Annotated in this window: 15 protein-coding genes and 1 pseudogene; 6 read left to right on the top strand and 10 right to left on the bottom strand. The window is 54.0% G+C overall.

The features are described from left to right. Positions 1-4 precede the first annotated feature (4 nt). From KBY58_RS06850 to KBY58_RS06835, 5 genes and pseudogenes are all read right to left on the bottom strand, one after another. Complete coding sequence (locus KBY58_RS06850) at positions 5-1,291, bottom strand: HlyD family efflux transporter periplasmic adaptor subunit (RefSeq protein ID WP_255003578.1); 1,287 nt, start codon at positions 1,289-1,291, stop codon at positions 5-7. Further along, positions 1,275-3,914: a peptidase domain-containing ABC transporter gene (locus KBY58_RS06845; protein ID WP_255003577.1), complete on the bottom strand. Its 2,640-nt coding sequence runs from the start codon at positions 3,912-3,914 to the stop codon at positions 1,275-1,277. Before KBY58_RS06845 ends, KBY58_RS06850 begins: the two co-directional genes overlap by 17 nt. Positions 3,915-3,962: 48 nt before the next feature. Then, positions 3,963-4,184 (bottom strand): annotated as a pseudogene (locus tag KBY58_RS13000) (cyclic nucleotide-binding domain-containing protein); the annotation flags it as partial. 113 nt (positions 4,185-4,297) lie between these two features. Then, positions 4,298-4,984, bottom strand: a complete 687-nt coding sequence (locus tag KBY58_RS06840) for a peptidylprolyl isomerase (RefSeq protein ID WP_255003575.1) — start codon at positions 4,982-4,984, stop codon at positions 4,298-4,300. After that, positions 4,984-6,654 carry a tetratricopeptide repeat protein gene (locus KBY58_RS06835; RefSeq protein WP_255003573.1) on the bottom strand — a complete coding sequence of 557 codons (1,671 nt, stop codon included), beginning with the start codon at positions 6,652-6,654 and terminating at the stop codon, positions 4,984-4,986. The genes KBY58_RS06840 and KBY58_RS06835 overlap by 1 nt, the downstream gene beginning before the upstream one ends. 76 nt (positions 6,655-6,730) lie before the next feature. Here KBY58_RS06835 and KBY58_RS06830 point away from each other — a divergent pair, with 76 nt between their 5' ends. From KBY58_RS06830 to KBY58_RS06820, 3 genes are read left to right on the top strand one after another with little or no spacing between them, the layout of a single operon-like run. Next, complete coding sequence (locus tag KBY58_RS06830; protein WP_255003572.1) at positions 6,731-9,127, top strand: tetratricopeptide repeat protein; 2,397 nt, start codon at positions 6,731-6,733, stop codon at positions 9,125-9,127. A 7-nt stretch (positions 9,128-9,134) separates the two neighbouring features. After that, entirely contained in the window at positions 9,135-10,340 is a 1,206-nt protein-coding gene (locus KBY58_RS06825) for a glycosyltransferase (RefSeq protein WP_255003571.1), read from the top strand. A 43-nt stretch (positions 10,341-10,383) separates the two neighbouring features. Beyond that, positions 10,384-11,085 carry a hypothetical protein gene (locus tag KBY58_RS06820; RefSeq protein ID WP_255003570.1) on the top strand — a complete coding sequence of 234 codons (702 nt, stop codon included), beginning with the start codon at positions 10,384-10,386 and terminating at the stop codon, positions 11,083-11,085. A 335-nt stretch (positions 11,086-11,420) separates the two neighbouring features. Here the strand turns inward: KBY58_RS06820 and KBY58_RS06815 are convergent, their stop codons facing one another. Next, the gene (locus tag KBY58_RS06815) at positions 11,421-11,630 is read right to left on the bottom strand and encodes a type II toxin-antitoxin system HicA family toxin (RefSeq protein ID WP_255003569.1); all 210 of its coding nucleotides are present in this window, start codon (positions 11,628-11,630) and stop codon (positions 11,421-11,423) included. 28 nt (positions 11,631-11,658) lie between these two features. Further along, complete coding sequence (locus tag KBY58_RS06810; RefSeq protein ID WP_255003568.1) at positions 11,659-11,877, bottom strand: type II toxin-antitoxin system HicB family antitoxin; 219 nt, start codon at positions 11,875-11,877, stop codon at positions 11,659-11,661. A 169-nt stretch (positions 11,878-12,046) separates the two neighbouring features. On the opposite strand from KBY58_RS06810, the gene KBY58_RS06805 reads away from it, so the two are divergent. Continuing rightward, the gene (locus KBY58_RS06805) at positions 12,047-12,613 is read left to right on the top strand and encodes a hypothetical protein (RefSeq protein ID WP_255003567.1); all 567 of its coding nucleotides are present in this window, start codon (positions 12,047-12,049) and stop codon (positions 12,611-12,613) included. A gap of 151 nt (positions 12,614-12,764) precedes the next feature. Here the strand turns inward: KBY58_RS06805 and KBY58_RS06800 are convergent, their stop codons facing one another. Then, positions 12,765-13,049 (bottom strand): glycosyltransferase, encoded by a 285-nt coding sequence (locus KBY58_RS06800; RefSeq protein WP_255003566.1) that lies wholly within the window; start codon positions 13,047-13,049, stop codon positions 12,765-12,767. Between the two features lie 107 nt (positions 13,050-13,156). Between KBY58_RS06800 and KBY58_RS06795 the strand changes: the two genes are divergently transcribed. Continuing rightward, the gene (locus KBY58_RS06795; RefSeq protein WP_255003565.1) at positions 13,157-13,804 is read left to right on the top strand and encodes an acetyltransferase; all 648 of its coding nucleotides are present in this window, start codon (positions 13,157-13,159) and stop codon (positions 13,802-13,804) included. 2 nt (positions 13,805-13,806) lie between these two features. Here KBY58_RS06795 and KBY58_RS06790 read toward each other — a convergent pair whose 3' ends face one another. Continuing rightward, a complete protein-coding gene (locus KBY58_RS06790) occupies positions 13,807-15,114 on the bottom strand; it encodes a hypothetical protein (RefSeq protein WP_255003564.1) in 1,308 nt (435 codons plus the stop codon). A gap of 10 nt (positions 15,115-15,124) precedes the next feature. Here KBY58_RS06790 and KBY58_RS06785 point away from each other — a divergent pair, with 10 nt between their 5' ends. Further along, complete coding sequence (locus tag KBY58_RS06785; RefSeq protein ID WP_255003563.1) at positions 15,125-16,246, top strand: DegT/DnrJ/EryC1/StrS family aminotransferase; 1,122 nt, start codon at positions 15,125-15,127, stop codon at positions 16,244-16,246. A 270-nt stretch (positions 16,247-16,516) separates the two neighbouring features. Here the strand turns inward: KBY58_RS06785 and KBY58_RS12995 are convergent, their stop codons facing one another. Continuing rightward, positions 16,517-16,645 (bottom strand): integrase core domain-containing protein, encoded by a 129-nt coding sequence (locus tag KBY58_RS12995; protein WP_409995728.1) that lies wholly within the window; start codon positions 16,643-16,645, stop codon positions 16,517-16,519. Positions 16,646-16,648 lie beyond the last annotated feature (3 nt).

Below are 16,648 nucleotides of genomic sequence, written 5' to 3'. Positions count from 1 at the left end.
ACAATTAGCGACTATTCTGAAGACTCTCTGTACCCTTAGTAAAAGTATCAGTGAGAAGAGTTATTACAGGCCGCTGCCGAATGGAAATTAGGGCCACAACCTGCATGCCAGGGCGCAGCTTACCAATTAATCCTGCCTTGCTTGGGTTGTCCTCCAAGGTGACCTGTAGGGGAAAAGTATCGGCACGGCGTTGATCAGTGGTGGCGGTGGAATCAAGGGCATCCACTCCGATGCGTGTAACACGACCATTTAAATAACCGTATTCACTAGCCGGAAAGGAAGAAACCGTAAGTTTTGCCTTTTGACCCTGGCGCACGAAGCCCAGATCAGTGTTTGCCAAGAACAAACGTGCTCGCAAACTTCCCTCAGGCACAATGCGCATAAGTTCAGTGCCAGAAGCAATCACCGAACCGGGACGAAAGCTGAGATTAAAAACACGACCAGCACCGGTGGACCGCAAAATCAAATTACGGCTCGACTCCTGCAGACCAGTTCGCTCGGCCTCTAGGTTCAAAATTTGGCGATCGTTGGCACTGGAGTTGCGCGCTGCCTCTGACACAAGAATGTTTAACTGTTCGCGAGTCTGACTAATTTGCGAGCTCATCTGCTGAACTTCATCGAGGGAACGAAGGTAGTCGTATTTAGCCATACCTCCATTCTTAAATAGGGGTGAAAGCGACTTGGAAATTTCCTGCTTTAACCGCAAAGTTTCACGAACGGACTGCAATCGGAAACGCAACTGACGCATTTGGGCAGCTTTTTCTTGCACAGAAAGTTGAATGGAGCGAATTCTATCTTCCTGCGCTAAAGATGATGGAGGGGGTGGCAATTGGGATGGCAAACTACCGCTACGATCAATTAGCAAATTGAGTAGTAGGTTTTCATAACGAAGTAAATCAAGCTGCCTGCCAGCGGTCTGCAGGCGAGCCCGTAGACCAAGATTTTCAATCTCCACAAGGGGCTGACCCATATAGACTTCTTGACCCTCCTTAACCCAAAGGCGCTTGACTATCCCGCCAGTGGTGCTGCGCACATCCACCTTGCCTAGGGAAGGCTCAAGGGTTCCAGAAGCAGAAACAGTTTGATCTACCTTACCAAGGAAGGCCCATAGGAGGGCAGCAGTAGTTCCCGCAGCAATGGTCCATATCACTAGACCAGCCCAGTGGTTACTTTGGTCTAGCAGACCAGGAGAATCATAAAAAACCTTGTCCGAATTTGGCTTGGACAGAAGGCGAGGAAATCGCTTTCGCAATCTCAATAAAATTTCTGAGGATTCAGGAAATTGAGGCATCTTGCTGACGGTATAGAGCGTAATAAAGTCCGCGCTTCTGGAGTAGCTGACTGTGGGTTCCAGCCTCCTGCATCAAACCATTGTCCATCAACAAGATAAGGTTTGAATTGCGAATGGAGCCTAGGCGGTGGGTGATAAAAAAGACAGTATCTCCCCGCAAAGCGCGACGAAGATTTTCACAGACTGTACGCTCCGTGAGATAGTCAAGTGCGCTTGTAGCTTCATCAAGGATGAGCAATTTGGGTTTAGCTAAAATCGCCCTTGCAATGGCGACTCTCTGGCGCTGACCTCCAGAAAGTCCCATGCCTCGTTCGCCAACGGATGAATCATAGCCATTTGGCAGATCCATAATAAAAGCATGGGCAGCGGCAATCTGGGCGGCTTCAATTATCTCTGCATCAGTGGCGTCTGGTGAATTTAAGGCTATATTTTCACGCACCGATCCATCAAACAAAATCGCATCTTGTGGAACTATGCCCACCTGCTGACGCAAAGAATCAAGATCTACTTTTGATATATCGTAATCATCGATTCTAATCACCCCTTCCGATGGTGCATATAGCCGCGGAAGCAATTTCATGATAGTGCTTTTGCCGCTGCCGCTCTGGCCAACAATGCCTATAAAACATCCAGGTTCGATGGTAAAGCTGACATTTTTCACCACCAATGGAGAATGGGGTCTGAAACGGAAACTGACCTGGTCAAACTCAATCCGGCCAGTTATTGGTGGCAGGGCGATCGGTCGTGCATCTAGTGACTGCTCTGGCTCAGCATCCACCACATCGGCGAGTCGCTCTACGGAAATCTGTAGACCCTGGATTGTCTGCCATGTGCCGGCTAAGCGGATGATAGGACCAACTACGTTGCCACTGATTATCCTAAATGCAATAAGCTGGCCAATTGTGAGCTCGCCCTTAAGAACTAAGTAGGCTCCAACCCAGAGCACCGCCAGACCACCAACCTCATTGAAAAATGCACCGATTGATCCAGCGGTAGCGCCAATTATGGTGGTGCGAAAATTGCTGGAGATAAAGCGCGCATAGCGCTGCTGCCAACGCCAGCGCAGGGTTGTTTCAGCGTGCTGGGCCTTGACAGTATGCATGCCAGTTAGAGCTTCCACCATTAGGGAACTGGCTGCGGCATTGGCTTCGGCGGCCACTCGCAACTGGCTTTTAATTACTGGAGATATAATATAAATCAGTGCCAAGTAAAGAGGAACAACCCCAAGCGCAACTGCCGTCAATAATCCACTGTAGCTAATGCACACGAATAGGTAAACAACGCCAAAAATTACATCCAGAACTAATGTTAGCGCCGTACCAGTCAAAAACCCTCTTATCGATCCCAGCTCATTAATACGGGTCGAGATCTCGCCAACCGGACGGCCATCAAAATAGCCAAGGGGCAGGCGGAACAGATGGGTCAAAATATTGCCAGATGTGGCAATATCAATTCGATTGGTAGTATCCGTGAACAAAAAAGTGCGAATTAAATTTAGTATATTTGAGACAACACTAGTGCCAATAAGCATCACTCCCAGAAAGTATAGAGTATTAAAATTCTGCTGACCAATCACCTTGTCGATAATCTGCTGGATCAGCAAAGGCTGGGCCAGGCCAAAAATATTAATGAACAGTGATGCCACAAAAACCAGCACCAAAGATTTGCGGTAGCGCTGCAGATAGGGGAAGAAATAACTGATGTCAAAGCGACGGGTAGCTGTGCCAGCACGGCGGCTAAAGGTGACTGCCCGGAGATGGGGTTGCTGCTCCTGCAGGCTGGCGATGTCTTGCCAAATCTCACCCTCACGGGGATCCATCCAGCGCAGGCGGCCCTTCTGCTCCCCCGCAAGCAGCAGCACCCCATCGGGGGTTTCCACAAGGGCGGGCAGGGTTACTCGGCCGATGTGAGCTGTTGGCAGCTGCATCAGCACTGCATTTAGGCCAAGGGCATCGGCAATTTGGCCAAGCTGCTCGAGACTGGGGTGGGGCCGTTCGCCAACCATGCCCGTGAGCATTCGATCCACCAAATCACGGCGGAATGGAACTTTGAGAACCTCACAGACCATTTGCAACAGGGCCAGGCCCTGCTCAGCGGCAGAGCTACCCAAAACGGCCCGCACCTCCAGGCCCCTAGCTCCAATGCTGGGACGGGCCTGCTCCTGGTCCAGGGCTTGGGCCAGGAGCTGGGCACCATCGGGATTTTGCCAGGCGGGCAGCAAGAGATTTGTGAGGCTGCTTTCTTCACCAGCCCCGGGATCCTCCTTGGCGACTGATGAAGAAGTGGGCTCCATCAGCTGATGCAAATCAGCGCTCGGCAGACCTATCAATCTCAGACCGCACTGGCTTTGGCGCAGGGCCTGCTGCAATTGTTCAGGACGAAAACCCTCAGCACCCGGTGGGCTGACATCGGGCAGGAAGCGTTCGGCGGCAGGCAGAAACCAGCTGGTTTCAGGGGTGACCTCCAGCAGCTGGTCGAGCTCGGCGGAGGATCGGAGCTCTTGGGTTTGCAGCAGGGGCTGCAGGAAATCGAGCAGTTCGGCCAGGCTCTTGTCCTGGAGCTGCCGCTGCTGCAGGAGGGGCCTCATGGCTGCGTAAACGTCCTCACTTTGGGGATGGGCCACCTGCCAGGCCCCTAGGGCTTCGCCCTGGGCCCACCACTGTTGCCAGATCTCCACTGGCACCGCCAATAGGCGACTCTCCTCGGCCGTACGACAACTGGAAGCTGCCACCCCGGTAAGGGCACTCCATCCACCCCACCATTGGCCGGGCTGGATGCGCCTCAGGGTGAATTCTTGGCCCACCGCATCTCTGCCGCTGATGCGCAGACTGCCGCTGACGACCAACAGCACAAAGCCGAAGGGAGTCGCTTCCCCAGCCAGGGATTCACCCATCGGGAGTTGCCAGGCTTGAACCTGTTCTTCGGCCTGGCTAAGCAGTGCTGGGGGCAGTTGATCAAGGGGGGGGCCCTGGATCAGCAATTGGAGGCGGGAAGACAGAGGTACCGTCAAGCAGCTAAATACTCGATGGGTTCAATCTTCTCATCCAGGAGAAGGCGACCGATTTGGCGATCTAGCCAAAGGCAATAGAGCTCTTCTATCAACTGATTTTGCAGTTGCTCGTCTAGGTGAATGCTGATACGGGTGTCAAGTCGGAGCAAAACGTGCATGTCGCCCACCGGGAATGGGCCGACTAGCTGGCCTTCGCTGGCGTTGGCCAGCCGGGTATTCAGTTCGGGATGGCCTGCATCAGGATGGATCGGTCCAATGCGGCCGCCACTGGCGCTCTCGGGCCCCTCTGACCAGCGGATAGCCGCTGTGGCGAAATCGATTTCACCCTCACGAATCGCCAAGGCCAGTTCCGCCACCCGGCTGGCGCTGTGGCATCGCAACATGGAATAGATCAGACGGTCGCGCTGGGTCTTGGTACGGCTGAAGTGCTCATCCACTTGGAGCAGAAAAGCAGAGTGCTTAAAAAGCTTCAGACGCTCCTGGCGAGTGGCTGCAAATGGAAGATCCAAGGGTTCGGCAGCCGGATCGGCCTGAAATGCCTCCAATAACTCGGCTTCGCGCTCCGGCTCCAGGGGCACCTGGGCGCAGACACATTCTTCCAGCCAGGCCTCGAGCACGGCTCGGGCGCGGCCACTGCGGCGCAATAGGGGCCAGCACTGCTGATCGGGAAAGGGCAACTGCATCAGCCCAGCAACTGCTTGAGGCGATCCGCCAGCTGCGCAACGGCTGAAGGCCAATCGCCCAGCTTGGACTGTCGGAACAGGCTCATGCTGGGATACCAGGGGGTATCGGAGCGACCTCGCAGCCAGCGGAAATCGGCATTGTGCTGCAACATCAGCCAGGTGGGCCGATCGAGGCCACCGGCAAGGTGGGCCACGGCGGTGTCAACAGTGATCACCAGATCCAACTGGCTGAGCACACAGGCGGTATCGAGGAATGATTCCAGACGACCGTTCCAATCAGTGATGCCCCATTGGTCTCGCCATGGATCGAGCTGTTGGGCATCAACCCCTACCTGCAAACTGTGGAGTGATACCAGGCGGTCGTTGCGCCATTCATCGAAAATCGGCAGTAACAATTCCAAAGGCAGGCTCTTGTCGGCATACATGTCTTTGTTGTCGACCCCTGAGGCCCAAACCAGGCCGATGTGCAGGGCAAAGGGCTGGCGGGCCACCTTCAGCCGCTCCGGAATAGCCGTAGGAGCCTTTAGGTAGCCCGGCATCAACGGCACCGTTTCTAGGCTTGTTTTGAGGATGCGGGGCAGGGTGAGCAGAGGCACGTGGTGGGTGAAGGCCTGCAGATCAGCGGGTTTGTGCTCGATGATCGCCGGACAGGCCGGCTGTAGGCACTGGCGGAACAGCTCCATCAGGGAGGGACGGGTGGCGCAGGTGACCTGCAAACCCAACTCCATCAAGATGGGTAGGTATCGGGCAAATTGAATGTTGTCGCCGTAGCCCTGTTCAGCCCATACCAGCAGCGGGCCTTCGATGTCGAGGTTGCCATCCCAGATTGCGGTGGCCAGGGGTGGGCGAACCTTGTCAGGCAGGCTTAGGCGGGTGTCGTAAAACTTCCAACCCTCCTCGTATTGGCCGATGGTCAACAGGGTGAGGCCGAGATTGAACTTGGCGTCGTTGCAGGTTTGATCGAGCTCAACTCCGCGCCTCAAGGCGGCGCAGGCTTCATCAAAGCGCTCCTGAACCGCCAAGGCGCCCCCCAGATTGATGTGGGATGGGGCATGGTCAACCTTCAGGTTGATGGCAGTTTCAAAGGCATCGATTGCCTTATCCCAGCGTTCCTGCAGTTGCCAAGCCAAGCCCCAATTGCAGTGCATGTCGGGGTTGTGATGCTGACACTCATCCGACAGGCGGTAGTGCTCCAGCGCCAAATCGAGTTGCCTTAGGTCGCGGTAGCTATTGGCGAGGTTGTGGTGGGCGGAATTGTGGCGGGGATTGTGCTCTAGGCAGCCACGAAACATCTCTGCCGCTGCCTCGAGACGCTTCAGCTCGCTGAGGGCGTTGCCACAGTTGTAGTAGGCATCAGCAAATGAGGGGTCTAGGGCGATTACGCGTTGATAGGCGCGCACGGCCTGTTCGGAGCGCTTGAGCTTGCGCAGGATCACCCCAAGGGTATTGATATAGCTGGCGTTGTTGGCATCAGCAGCTATCGCTCTGCGGACGGGGACCACCGCCTCTTCGCTGCGGCCGAGCTGATGCAGGCATGCACCCTGCAGGTGGCCCATCTCGGCCACCAGATCGGGCAAATCCACGAGCGGTATGGCCAGATCCAGCGCCTCCTGGAACTGGCCGGCGTGGAAAAGCTCCAAAGCACGGCTGGCCTGGGCCTTGGGGTCCATGGTCAGCAGTATGCGCGAAAGGATGATTGTGCCATCCGGGCCATGAGAGCATGGATCCAGGATTGGATAAACGGGTTTGGGTAAACGCACGGCACGCAAGAAGGGCAGCGGCCCGGGGCATTCAGGTGGTGCGGCGAAACAGCAGTTAGGGGGAGACAAGCAGTCGAAGGGTGGGCATACGGGCGGGGCTGGAGCCGAGCTTTTTGCCAAGGCCTGCGAGCTGCACCAGCGGGGTGATTTGAAAGGAGCCGAAGGGCTCTACGGCCAGGCCCTGGAGCAGGACGCTGAACTGGTGGACGCCTGGCGCAACCTGGGGGCAATGCTGCGCCAGCAGGGGCGAAGCGCAGAGGGGCTGAAGTGCAGCGAGCAGGCGTTAAAGCGCCGGCCCAACGACCAGAGCCTGTGGGGCAATTTGGGAAATGTGCTGAGGGATCTAGGCCGACTCGACGAATCGCAAAGGGCTTTTGAACGGGCGATTCAACTGGCACCCGAACTGCTGGGCCCGCGGTTAGGGCTGGCAATCACCCTGAACAGATCGGGCGATTACTGGCCACTTATCCAGGGAATGACGCCACTCCTTGATGGTTTGCCGGCGGAGCCCAATGGCCAGGCTGCGGATCTGCTGCTGGAGGTGGGAAACGCCTACCACCACCTCGGCAATGGCGATCAGGCACTGCTGCACTGGAAACGGGCCCTGGCGATGGCGAAGGGGGATCAGCAATTGCTGATGGTGCTCAACACAGCGCAGGTGCTCTGTGAGCAGCAGCAGCATGGCCAGGCGGAGGAGCTACTACGCCAACAGCTTGAGCATCACCCCAATCACAGCAATCTGGTCTATGCCCTGGGGGTAACAGCAAAGGGGCAAGGGCGGTGGGAGGAGGCCTGCCAGTTGTTTGAGAAGGCCCTGCAGATCGATGCCAACTACGTAATTTGCCTGAACACCTATGGCCTGCTGCTGCGGGATCTGGGACGCAGCCACCAGGCGCGGAGTTGTTTCGAGCGGGCCTTGGCGGTAGATCCGGAGTTTGGCGCCGCAATGAATAATTTGGGTTCGGTGCTCAAGGATGTGGCCCGATACCCGGAGGCACTTAGCTGGCTTCGCAAGGGGGCAGAAAAACTCGGGGACAACCCAGCCGCCCAGTCCAACGTGCTGTTCACCTTGGTGGGCTACGAGTTGGAGCCTCCAGAGCAACGGTTCGCAGCTGCGAAACGCTTCGGCGAAAGGTTTGCCAATGCACCGTTTGAGCGCTGGCGCGACCGGATTCCCCATCCGGATCCAAAGCGCCGGCTGCGGGTTGGGCTGCTGTCGCCGGATTTTTGCCGCCATGCCGTGAGTTACTTCATCGAACCACTGCTGGAGCAGTGGGACAGAAATGAACTGGAAATCAGCCTCTATGCCTGCGGCAACGTGCGAGATGACTACACCCGCCGATTGCAAGGCAAGGCGGATCGCTGGCGGGATTTGCATGGCCTCAACGACGAACAGGCCTGCCTGCAGATCCTGAGAGATGAGATCGACATCTTGGTGGATCTGGCAGGTCACACCGCCGGCAATCGGCTGCAGCTAGTGGCCCAAAAACCTGCCCCTATTCAAGCCACCTACCTGGGTTACTACGGCACCACCGGTCTGGCACAGGTGGACTACTGGATTACCGACAACACCCTCCACCCGCCGGGCCGGGAACAGGACGACCCGGCCACAGAAGAGCACTGGCGGCTGCCGCGGGCCTACTTGACCTACAGGCCCTTACCTGAGGCCCCGGCGGTGGCTCCCTTGCCTCTGCTTAAAAGGGGGCACCCGATGCTTGGCAGCTTCAACCAGAGCCGCAAGATCACTGCCACCACTGCGGAGCGCTGGATGGCGGTGTTGGAGGCGATTCCAGAGGCACACCTGTTTTTGAAATCCAAAAACCTGGGGGAACCGGTGGAAGCCGAGCGAGTGAGGGAACTGTTTGGAGGGCTGGGGCTGGCGGCGGAACGGCTCCACCTGGAGGGGCACAGCCCTTCGGTGGCAGTGCATTTGGATCGTTATCGGGAAATGGATCTGGCCCTAGACACTTTTCCATATACCGGCTGCACCACCAGCGCCGATGCACTGTGGATGGGGGTGCCGGTGCTGACGGTGGCCGGCCAGTCGATGGTGAGCCGCCAAGCGGCGGCTGTGCTAACAGCGGCGGGCAGAGCCGAGTGGATTTGCCACAGCAAGGAGCAACTGGTGGAGCTCTGCCAGGAGCTGCTCAGCAAGCCTGAGCAGTTGGCCCAGCTACGGGCCCAGCTGCGCGGGACCACGGCCCAGAGCGAGCTACTTGATCACCAGGGACTGGCAGCGACACTCAGCCAAAGCTTCCGCAGTTGGTGGCAGGTTTGGCTGGCGAAACAATTTCCGGAACCGGAGCAGGGCAATCAGCTAGATCCCTGGCCATTGATGCTGCCGCCTCCTGCCTTGGCCCTGCGTTGCCCCTATCCGCGCTGAGGGCTGCATGAGGCTGCTCTGCGTACATCAAAACTTTCCAGGCCAATTTCGTGATCTGGCCCCGGCCCTTGTGGAGCGGGGCCATGAGCTCAAGGCGATCAGCAGCAGCGAGCGCATCAGCCATCCTGACATCGAAATCCTGCGCTACGAACTGCCCAAGCCGGAGCGCAGCGGCATCCATCAGCTCACGATGGAGGTGGATGAATGGATCCGCCGAAGTGAATTGGCAGCCCGCCAAGCGGAGATACTCCGCCAACGCGGTTGGGCACCGGATGTGATCCTGGCCCACCCAGGCTGGGGCGAAAGCCTCTTGCTGCGGGATGTGTTTCCGACCACGCCGCAGGTGCTTTGGCCTGAACTGTGGCTGCAACCGGAGCACATGGGGGTGGCCCCGGGGGCGATGGGCCTGGAGCAGAAGCATTATCTACGCTGCAAAAACAGCCTGCTTGATGCAGCTCTGGCGGAAGCAGATGCAGTGATAACGCCCACCAGGTACCAGGCAGCAAGCTTCCCGGCTCGCTGGCAGGGAAAAATGCAATTAATCCATGAGGGGGTGCCGGAGGCGATGTTTACATTGCCGCGGCTAGCAAGCCTGAGCGTGGGACCAGACATCACGCTTGGGCCAGGCCTGCCGGTGGTGAGCTTCATCAGCCGCAATCTGGAACCGATGCGCGGTTTTCCACAATTCATGCGGGCTCTGCCCAAGCTCCAGGCCCTCAGTAGGGAGGTGCAGGTGGTGATTGTGGGGGGGCATGAAGTGAGCTATTCATCCGCTCCGGCCAATGGACAAAATTGGAAGCATGTGCTGCTGGAGGAACTCGATCAGCAACTGGATCACACTCGCATCCATTGGTTTGGGCGAATGCCCCACGAAGAATTGATCAAGCTGTATCGGCGATCCGATCTGCATGTTTACCTGTCTGAAGCATTCGTACTGAGCTGGAGCCTCACGGAAATCCTGGCCTGCGGCACGCCCGTGCTGGCCCAAGCCAACCCGATGGTGAAAGAGCTAATCCAGCCGGGGGTCAATGGAGCACTATTTCAAGGCTCACCGTCAGGGTTGGGGGAGGCGATGGCACAGCTGTTGGAGGATCGGAGCCAATTGCAGAGCTGGGGAGCAGCTGGCCGCCAGCAGTTGCAGCGGGAATTCAGGCAGGAGCATTGTTTGCAAGTGCTGGAACAGTTACTGATGGAGCTGGCCAATCGGTTCTGAGTACGTAAGATCTTGTTGCAATTGGTAGTAAAGGAGTTGGGAGTTGGCGCAAAACGGCCCTGTTACCCATGTGAAGCTGTTTATGGAGGGGCAGCAGCCACGGGTGGCCCTCTTCAGCGGCAGTGATGAGACGACGCATTGGCAGCGCAATGTGGATGCGAGTGCGGTAATCAAGGGCGAATGGCAGGGGCTGCCTCTGGAAATTCTGATCCCGGTTGACCAACTAAGGGAACAGGGGTTGTGGCAAGAGGCTGAGATCAATCGCAGGGCCTGGCAACTGCGGCTTATTCAGCTGCGCCAACGCTTGGCAGAACAAGCCGAGGGCACCGGTGAGGCGCGCCTGGAGGCCCAACAATCCCTGATGGTGGCGGATCAACTGGAACTGCTGGTGGCTGGGCAAACGGAAGGGGACGGGGAAACTCAAAGGTTCGCGCAACAGGCAATTGGTTGGAGGCTGCGGGCGGCGGAAGCGCTGGTGGTGCTATGGCAACGGAACCAGGAAACGGCGGTCGCCGTAGAGCTGGCGCAGCTGTTTGGAGAATTGAGCCAAAGGCACTGGCCTGGTGATGACAAGGGGCCTATTAATGCTGGGCAAAATTCACACTTTTGGTGGAGCCTTGCCTTACAGCAGGCGGCAAATAGCTCTGAACAGGGTGAGCAGGCCGGCGACCTAGAGCGGGCAGCAGAGGCGGCGTCGGACGTACTTGAAATAAGTGCAGCCTATGCAGAAGCGATGAAGGGATAAGAATTGGCTGAAATTTCCTGTATTAAAATTCGACCCATCTTTAGCTTTCCTGGCTCACAAAAATGTGCCTGGAGCAACTTAACAGCCCGGATTAGCCTTTGCATCCTACAAGTAAAGCAATTACGAAACACCATATGTAGCGCTTGGCGCGCCCAAAAAGGCACCAGAGAGAACGTTCCAAAACACACACTTTCCGCTCTCGTCGTACATCCGGCCTTCGCGCCGCAAAACTCGCCTTCGCGCGTAGCTCGCCGTGCTGCAGTCGATTTGAATTGCCAAAAAAGATCTGCCATCAGCCCAGATGGTTCTGCCGAGCCGGGACTGCAGATGGAGACTCACATGGCCTGGATGAACGTCTCGCTATCCACTGCGGCCTGCCGCAGGATGCTGGCCAGGGTGCCGACAGCCAGATCCCTGTGGTGAAGGGGAACCACACAAATCACGGCAGCTGGCGTTCCATCGGCGTTGCAAGTGGTTTTGCGAAGCACCACATGGCTGCCTTTTTGGCGAACTTGCTCAAATCCCAGGCGCTTCAAAGCGGCCACAACAGTTACCGCTGGGAGGCGCGGGAGCTTAGGCAATGCTCACCTCAAAAGTGGTCAGCAGCCTGGGCACCGGAGCAGGCTGTGGACATGACTCCAAGTAGAGCTCGGTGGCCTCCCTCAGGTTGGACAGGGCTTCTTCCACAGTGTCACCCTGGCTCACGGTGCCGACCTCTGGGCATTCGGCCACGTAGACCTCAGCTTCGCGATGCAAAATCGCAGTGAGGCGTTGGGCTGTCGCAGTGCTCATCGGCATCGAGAGGCATCTCTCCAGTTTGGAACAAAAGATCCTTCAAAGCCATCCTAATGGCGCAAACGCTGCTGTTAGCAGAGCCCCATGGCCTAATCACCACAGCCCTTTCGAGCTACTCATCATCAAAGAGGGCCCGCACTTCTGGGCTGTTGAGTTTGCTTAGGACTTGCTCGAGCTGCTCTCGATGGGCTGCGGATGGTTCGAGGAGATAGGCAAGCTGGGCTCGCTGTGCTTCTGCCTCAACTCGAGCGCGTCGAAGTTGCGCAGTTTCTCGTCGAGCAGCTTCGTTCGCTTCTCTGCTTCTAGCGAGCGTCTCTTGGCATCGGCGATCCTCCTCTCGACGTCTGGATCGCGTCGCCAATTGAGCATCGACAAAAACAACCGCCAGCGAGGCAAGGATGAGCCAGAAGCCCCATTGCTGGTTGATGGGGAAGCTATGGGAGCTAGAGGGGCCGTTTGGTCCTGGGAGGTTGAGGTGGTCATAGGAGGTGAAAACAGCAATCAGGGCAACTACAAAACCACCAATCGACTGGAGCCAACCCTGGGTATCCAGACAAATGAATGGGCCTTTGGACTGCCCAGATTCTGGCGCAGACTCAACGGCTGGATCGGTCACCGCGCCAAATCAGATGCAACTCCAGTAATAGTACATCAGTACCTGCAGCTGCCTGGCCCGTCAGTTTTCGCAACCCTCCAAGAGCAGGAGTTACGAAACACCATATGTAGCGTCTAGGCGCGCCCAAAAAGCCTCCAGGTCGAACGATCCAAAAAACACTCCCTTCCCGCGCCGCGCCGCACTCCGCGCGCACCCCGCCCTACGGCTAAATCGCACCCGACACATCCTCAAGGTGCAAATGCCGCCTATGGCCTCCGGCCGACTGCGTCTACAGCAAATCCTTGAGCTGCCAATAGGGCGGTGGCGCCACTGGAATTGCGCGGAGCCGATCGGGGTCAGCCAATAACCCCAGCACCAGGGCTTCTAGCTCTTCGAGGGTAGATGCCCAAAACACATCGGGCCGTTCGGCCAGGTGGCGGTGTTCGCCCACTAGGGCTGGATCGCCGAATACCACCTGGGGTACGCCGGCGGCCATCACCTCAAAGAAGCGATGGTTGAGGTCGTGGTTGAGGGGCACGTTGAGCACCAGGGCGTGCTGGGCGTAGACCGGCATGTAATATGAAATGTAGAATGTGCAATTATGTGGTTGATTTCCTTAAATTAAAAAAACAAAACTACTCGGCGCAATCAATCTTTATGGACAAAAATCTGTAGAGCTGTATGAAGTACCCATTTGTGCTTGTTGGCAGTGGTCGCCTCGCCTTTCAGGTAGCAGAACTAATAATGGAAGACTCAGGGGGAATTGGATATAAAGCATTTTCTTATTGTAGGCACGCATCGGAATCTTCACTAGTGCCTTTTCAGCGAATATTTAGTATGCCATCTCAATTCGCGTATGCGGTGGCAATTGGAAACCCTTCGCAGCGAGAGATTGAAGCTAATTTCTTTGCTAAAATTAGCGCATGCGCAACTCCTTTGAATATTATTAGCAGCACTTGTTATATAGCAAAGAGCTCAAAAATAAAGAAAAATAGTGGAGTAATCGCCCTCCCCCGTGCAATCATAGGTAGTCATGCGCATATTGGGAAATTTGCATTGATCGGTTCCGGTGCAATTATAGAACATGACTGTAACATTGAAGAGTTCTGCACAATTGGCCCTGGAGCTGTAATCTGCGGGTCAGTGAATGTTGGGAATTCGTCTTTCGTAGGCGCCAACGCGACAGTTATTCAGTCTTTGTCGATAGGCGGCAATTCTATTATAGGAGCTGGAGCAGTAGTTATAAGAGATGTGGGCAGCAAACTTCTTGCGATCGGGAATCCGAGCAAGACAAAAAAAAGAGAGAAGTCTGATTGCAATCCTCTATAGGGTTAACTCGTTATAGCTACTTCAAGGTCTTGCACATGAATGCCTTGAGGATCAGGGTACTTAAGCCTTGGAAGCATCGTAGGCATTTGCATAAGAAAAGCATCGTAAATTAATGATTTTTTGCTCATTTCCGTAATAGAGGTAATTCCTATTCGCCAATGGATACGATGCTGCTCCTGAATTATTTCGTATAACTTAATCATCCTTTCGACTTCGACTAAGCCGAACTTTCTTCGCGCAGTCGTAAGTATAGATAGCAACCATTTTTCGCTGTCAGTAGAGGCATCTGGCAAAACCTCTGGATAAAATTTACCGGGACAAAAGGCGTTTCTCAGGATTTTCTGATTTGAAAGGAAAGGCTTGAGAAGCTCAGAAGTCAAAGCTTCGATTTTACTTGTGCAGCCATCAGAGTCTTCAGTTTCTATGTATTGGACTATATTTAGACATTCTTCAAGGTCATGGAATACATGGCAGTCGGGCAAATATGGGAGCAACTTGCCGAGCCAATTTGCTGAACAGATTGGGTCTGTAATAATAGCATTTCGATGTAGTAAAGGCATAAGCGTCTGAAATGAAAAGGAACCATTTAAACTACATGTAAATACACACTGACCTCCCTGCGCGAGAGCATCAAGCCATCTATGGAAAGATAATCTGCCGCCAAGTCTAAGTGATGAGCATGATAAGATTTTATTTATAAATTTAGTACGAAAGACGTGATGACTGGAGACAAGATTGCCATAATAGATCAGGTCTTTCTTGCGAATTAATTCTCTTTGACATTTTTTTGCGTTAAGGTATGTGTAAGGAAAGCTGAAAGTTGGAATATCGATCGCAGCGGCGAAAAACGGAGTATGCTGATTATGTGTGCAAGTTAAGTGGGTATATTGCGAACATCGTAAATACATTAATAGGGAGGAAATGGGAGCTGCCAGGTGATGCGTATCAGCTATCACGGCAATAAGTGGACATGCCAATTCTGGTAGATCTCTTACGCGGCATGTGGCACTAGCTTCAATTACGTGCCAAAGCATAGAGATGTCACGAAGATTGATACCCCAGTTATTGCTTAGATAAAGCTGAATATCTAGAATTGACCAGGAAAGTCCATGTGTTTTTGCAGTAATAATGTTTTGAGTAATGCTCCTATGGGAGCCATTCTCTATAAATGGTCCAGCAAAAATAATCGTGTCATAATGGCCTATTGGCTCAAACCACCAAGAATGATCAGATTTGTATAAGTGTACTGGATGAGCGGTTAGCCAGTAAGGAGCAAGTGCTATACTGCCAAGATTGTGCTGTTTAGTCATGATACCACTAATGAAGAGGCGTCTACCAACCTCTAGTGAGCTAATTGGCTATCTTGGCAAGCTAGACGCGTCAAGTCAGTATACCAATTTCGGGGTTCTCCATCAAGAACTTCAGAAATATATTGCTTCACGATATCATGCCCTCAGCTCACAGGTAGCTCTTGCTTCAAGTGCAACTCTTGCGCTGTCACTATGTATAAAATATTATCAGCTAAAGGCCCCCACAAAGAAAGACTTTTTTGTGGTAATGCCATCGTGGACTTTTGCTGCTACTGCTCACAGTGCTTTATTCATTGGTTGCAGGGTTGTTTTTGTAGACACCTCAAAGGATGGCCTACTAGAACCTCTGTATGTAAGAGAATTAATTCAAAACAACATAATTAAAGGAGCTGACTTAATTCTTCCTGTCATTCCGTTTGGGAGATCTTATGAGTCAAAAGAATGGGAAGATTTTTCCGGCGAAACCGGCATACCTGTTGTTATCGATTGTGCCGCTGGTTTCTCCTCTGCCAGGCTAAGTAGAATTCCTACGATTGTATCTACTCATGCCACAAAGTATTTCCCGACCGGTGAAGGTGGTTTTATTCTGTGTGCGCAGGAGAAGTTGATCGCTTACATAAGGTCTGCTTCTAATTTCGGTTTTGCTGGATCTCGTACGAGTAATCATATTGGCACAAATGCTAAGCTTAGCGAGTATCATGCAGCCATAGGCCTTGCCTATAGGGATGTTATGTTATCGAAATCATCTATACATTATAGAGCGCAGGTCAATGAGTATTTAGAGTGCCTAAGCAAAAGCTGCTTAGCCCCATTTGGCAATAGTCTTGATTTACCTGTTAGCACTTTTAATATTCAGTTGCCAGAAGTGGTTGAGGATAATACAATAGAGTTTATTTCAGGAATAATGGTAACTAGATTTGGTATAGAAGCAAGGCGATGGTGGCACTCGCCGTTGCATAGGCAGGCAGCATTTACTCATTGCCACATTGCTGGTGGCCTTGAAAATACCACTACCCTTGCAAGATCTGTGATTGGAGTTCCATTGGGAGATCACGTGGAGATTAGCCTTATTAAATATATTGTAGAGTCTTTGTTGTATGCTTATGAGCATTCATTGGCCATGGTTGGCTGATTTTCTTGTGGGAAGCTCTATCCGTTTTCATGATGTACTGAGAGTTTTTTGGCACCTCGAAAAGTCAACCTCTTAATTGATTATTGCGCAACAAGAATTAAGGCGCATTGATGAGACTTGTAGCTGTTTATTTGTCATGCCCACAAGCCCCATTTGTGACCTAAATGGAGGGGTACCAACTGTCTTGGCAGAGGAGGTTGAGGGCTTTCAGTACCAGCGATGCTTCTGACGTGACCCCCTTCATTGGTCCATTCGGAATGAGAGGGGTGGTTATTCAGCAGCTGGTTGAGCTGCCTCCAGGGGTGTACGCCCCTGGAGGGCCGAATGGGGCCTCAAAGTGTTGTACTCCCAGCGCCAGCGATCAGACAAGGACTGTGTCTCGGCGACATTGGCAAACAGCTC

Origin of the sequence: Cyanobium sp. HWJ4-Hawea (genome assembly GCF_024345815.1) — a bacterium.
Taxonomy (GTDB): domain Bacteria; phylum Cyanobacteriota; class Cyanobacteriia; order PCC-6307; family Cyanobiaceae; genus Cyanobium_A.
This window is presented reverse-complemented; position numbering and strand designations above follow the sequence as displayed.

Bases quoted from the DNA above. Each gene is read 5' to 3' on its own strand.
- KBY58_RS06825 (WP_255003571.1), top strand. From the start codon at position 9,135: ATGAGGCTGCTCTGCGTACATCAAAACTTTCCAGGCCAATTTCGTGAT.
- KBY58_RS06810 (WP_255003568.1), bottom strand. From the start codon at position 11,877: ATGAGCACTGCGACAGCCCAACGCCTCACTGCGATTTTGCATCGCGAA.
- KBY58_RS06795 (WP_255003565.1), top strand. From the start codon at position 13,157: ATGAAGTACCCATTTGTGCTTGTTGGCAGTGGTCGCCTCGCCTTTCAG.
- KBY58_RS06785 (WP_255003563.1), top strand. From the start codon at position 15,125: ATGAAGAGGCGTCTACCAACCTCTAGTGAGCTAATTGGCTATCTTGGC.
- KBY58_RS06850 (WP_255003578.1), bottom strand. From the start codon at position 1,291: ATGCCTCAATTTCCTGAATCCTCAGAAATTTTATTGAGATTGCGAAAG.
- KBY58_RS06800 (WP_255003566.1), bottom strand. From the start codon at position 13,049: ATGCCGGTCTACGCCCAGCACGCCCTGGTGCTCAACGTGCCCCTCAAC.
- KBY58_RS06835 (WP_255003573.1), bottom strand. From the start codon at position 6,654: ATGGACCCCAAGGCCCAGGCCAGCCGTGCTTTGGAGCTTTTCCACGCC.
- KBY58_RS06790 (WP_255003564.1), bottom strand. From the start codon at position 15,114: ATGACTAAACAGCACAATCTTGGCAGTATAGCACTTGCTCCTTACTGG.
- KBY58_RS06840 (WP_255003575.1), bottom strand. From the start codon at position 4,984: ATGCAGTTGCCCTTTCCCGATCAGCAGTGCTGGCCCCTATTGCGCCGC.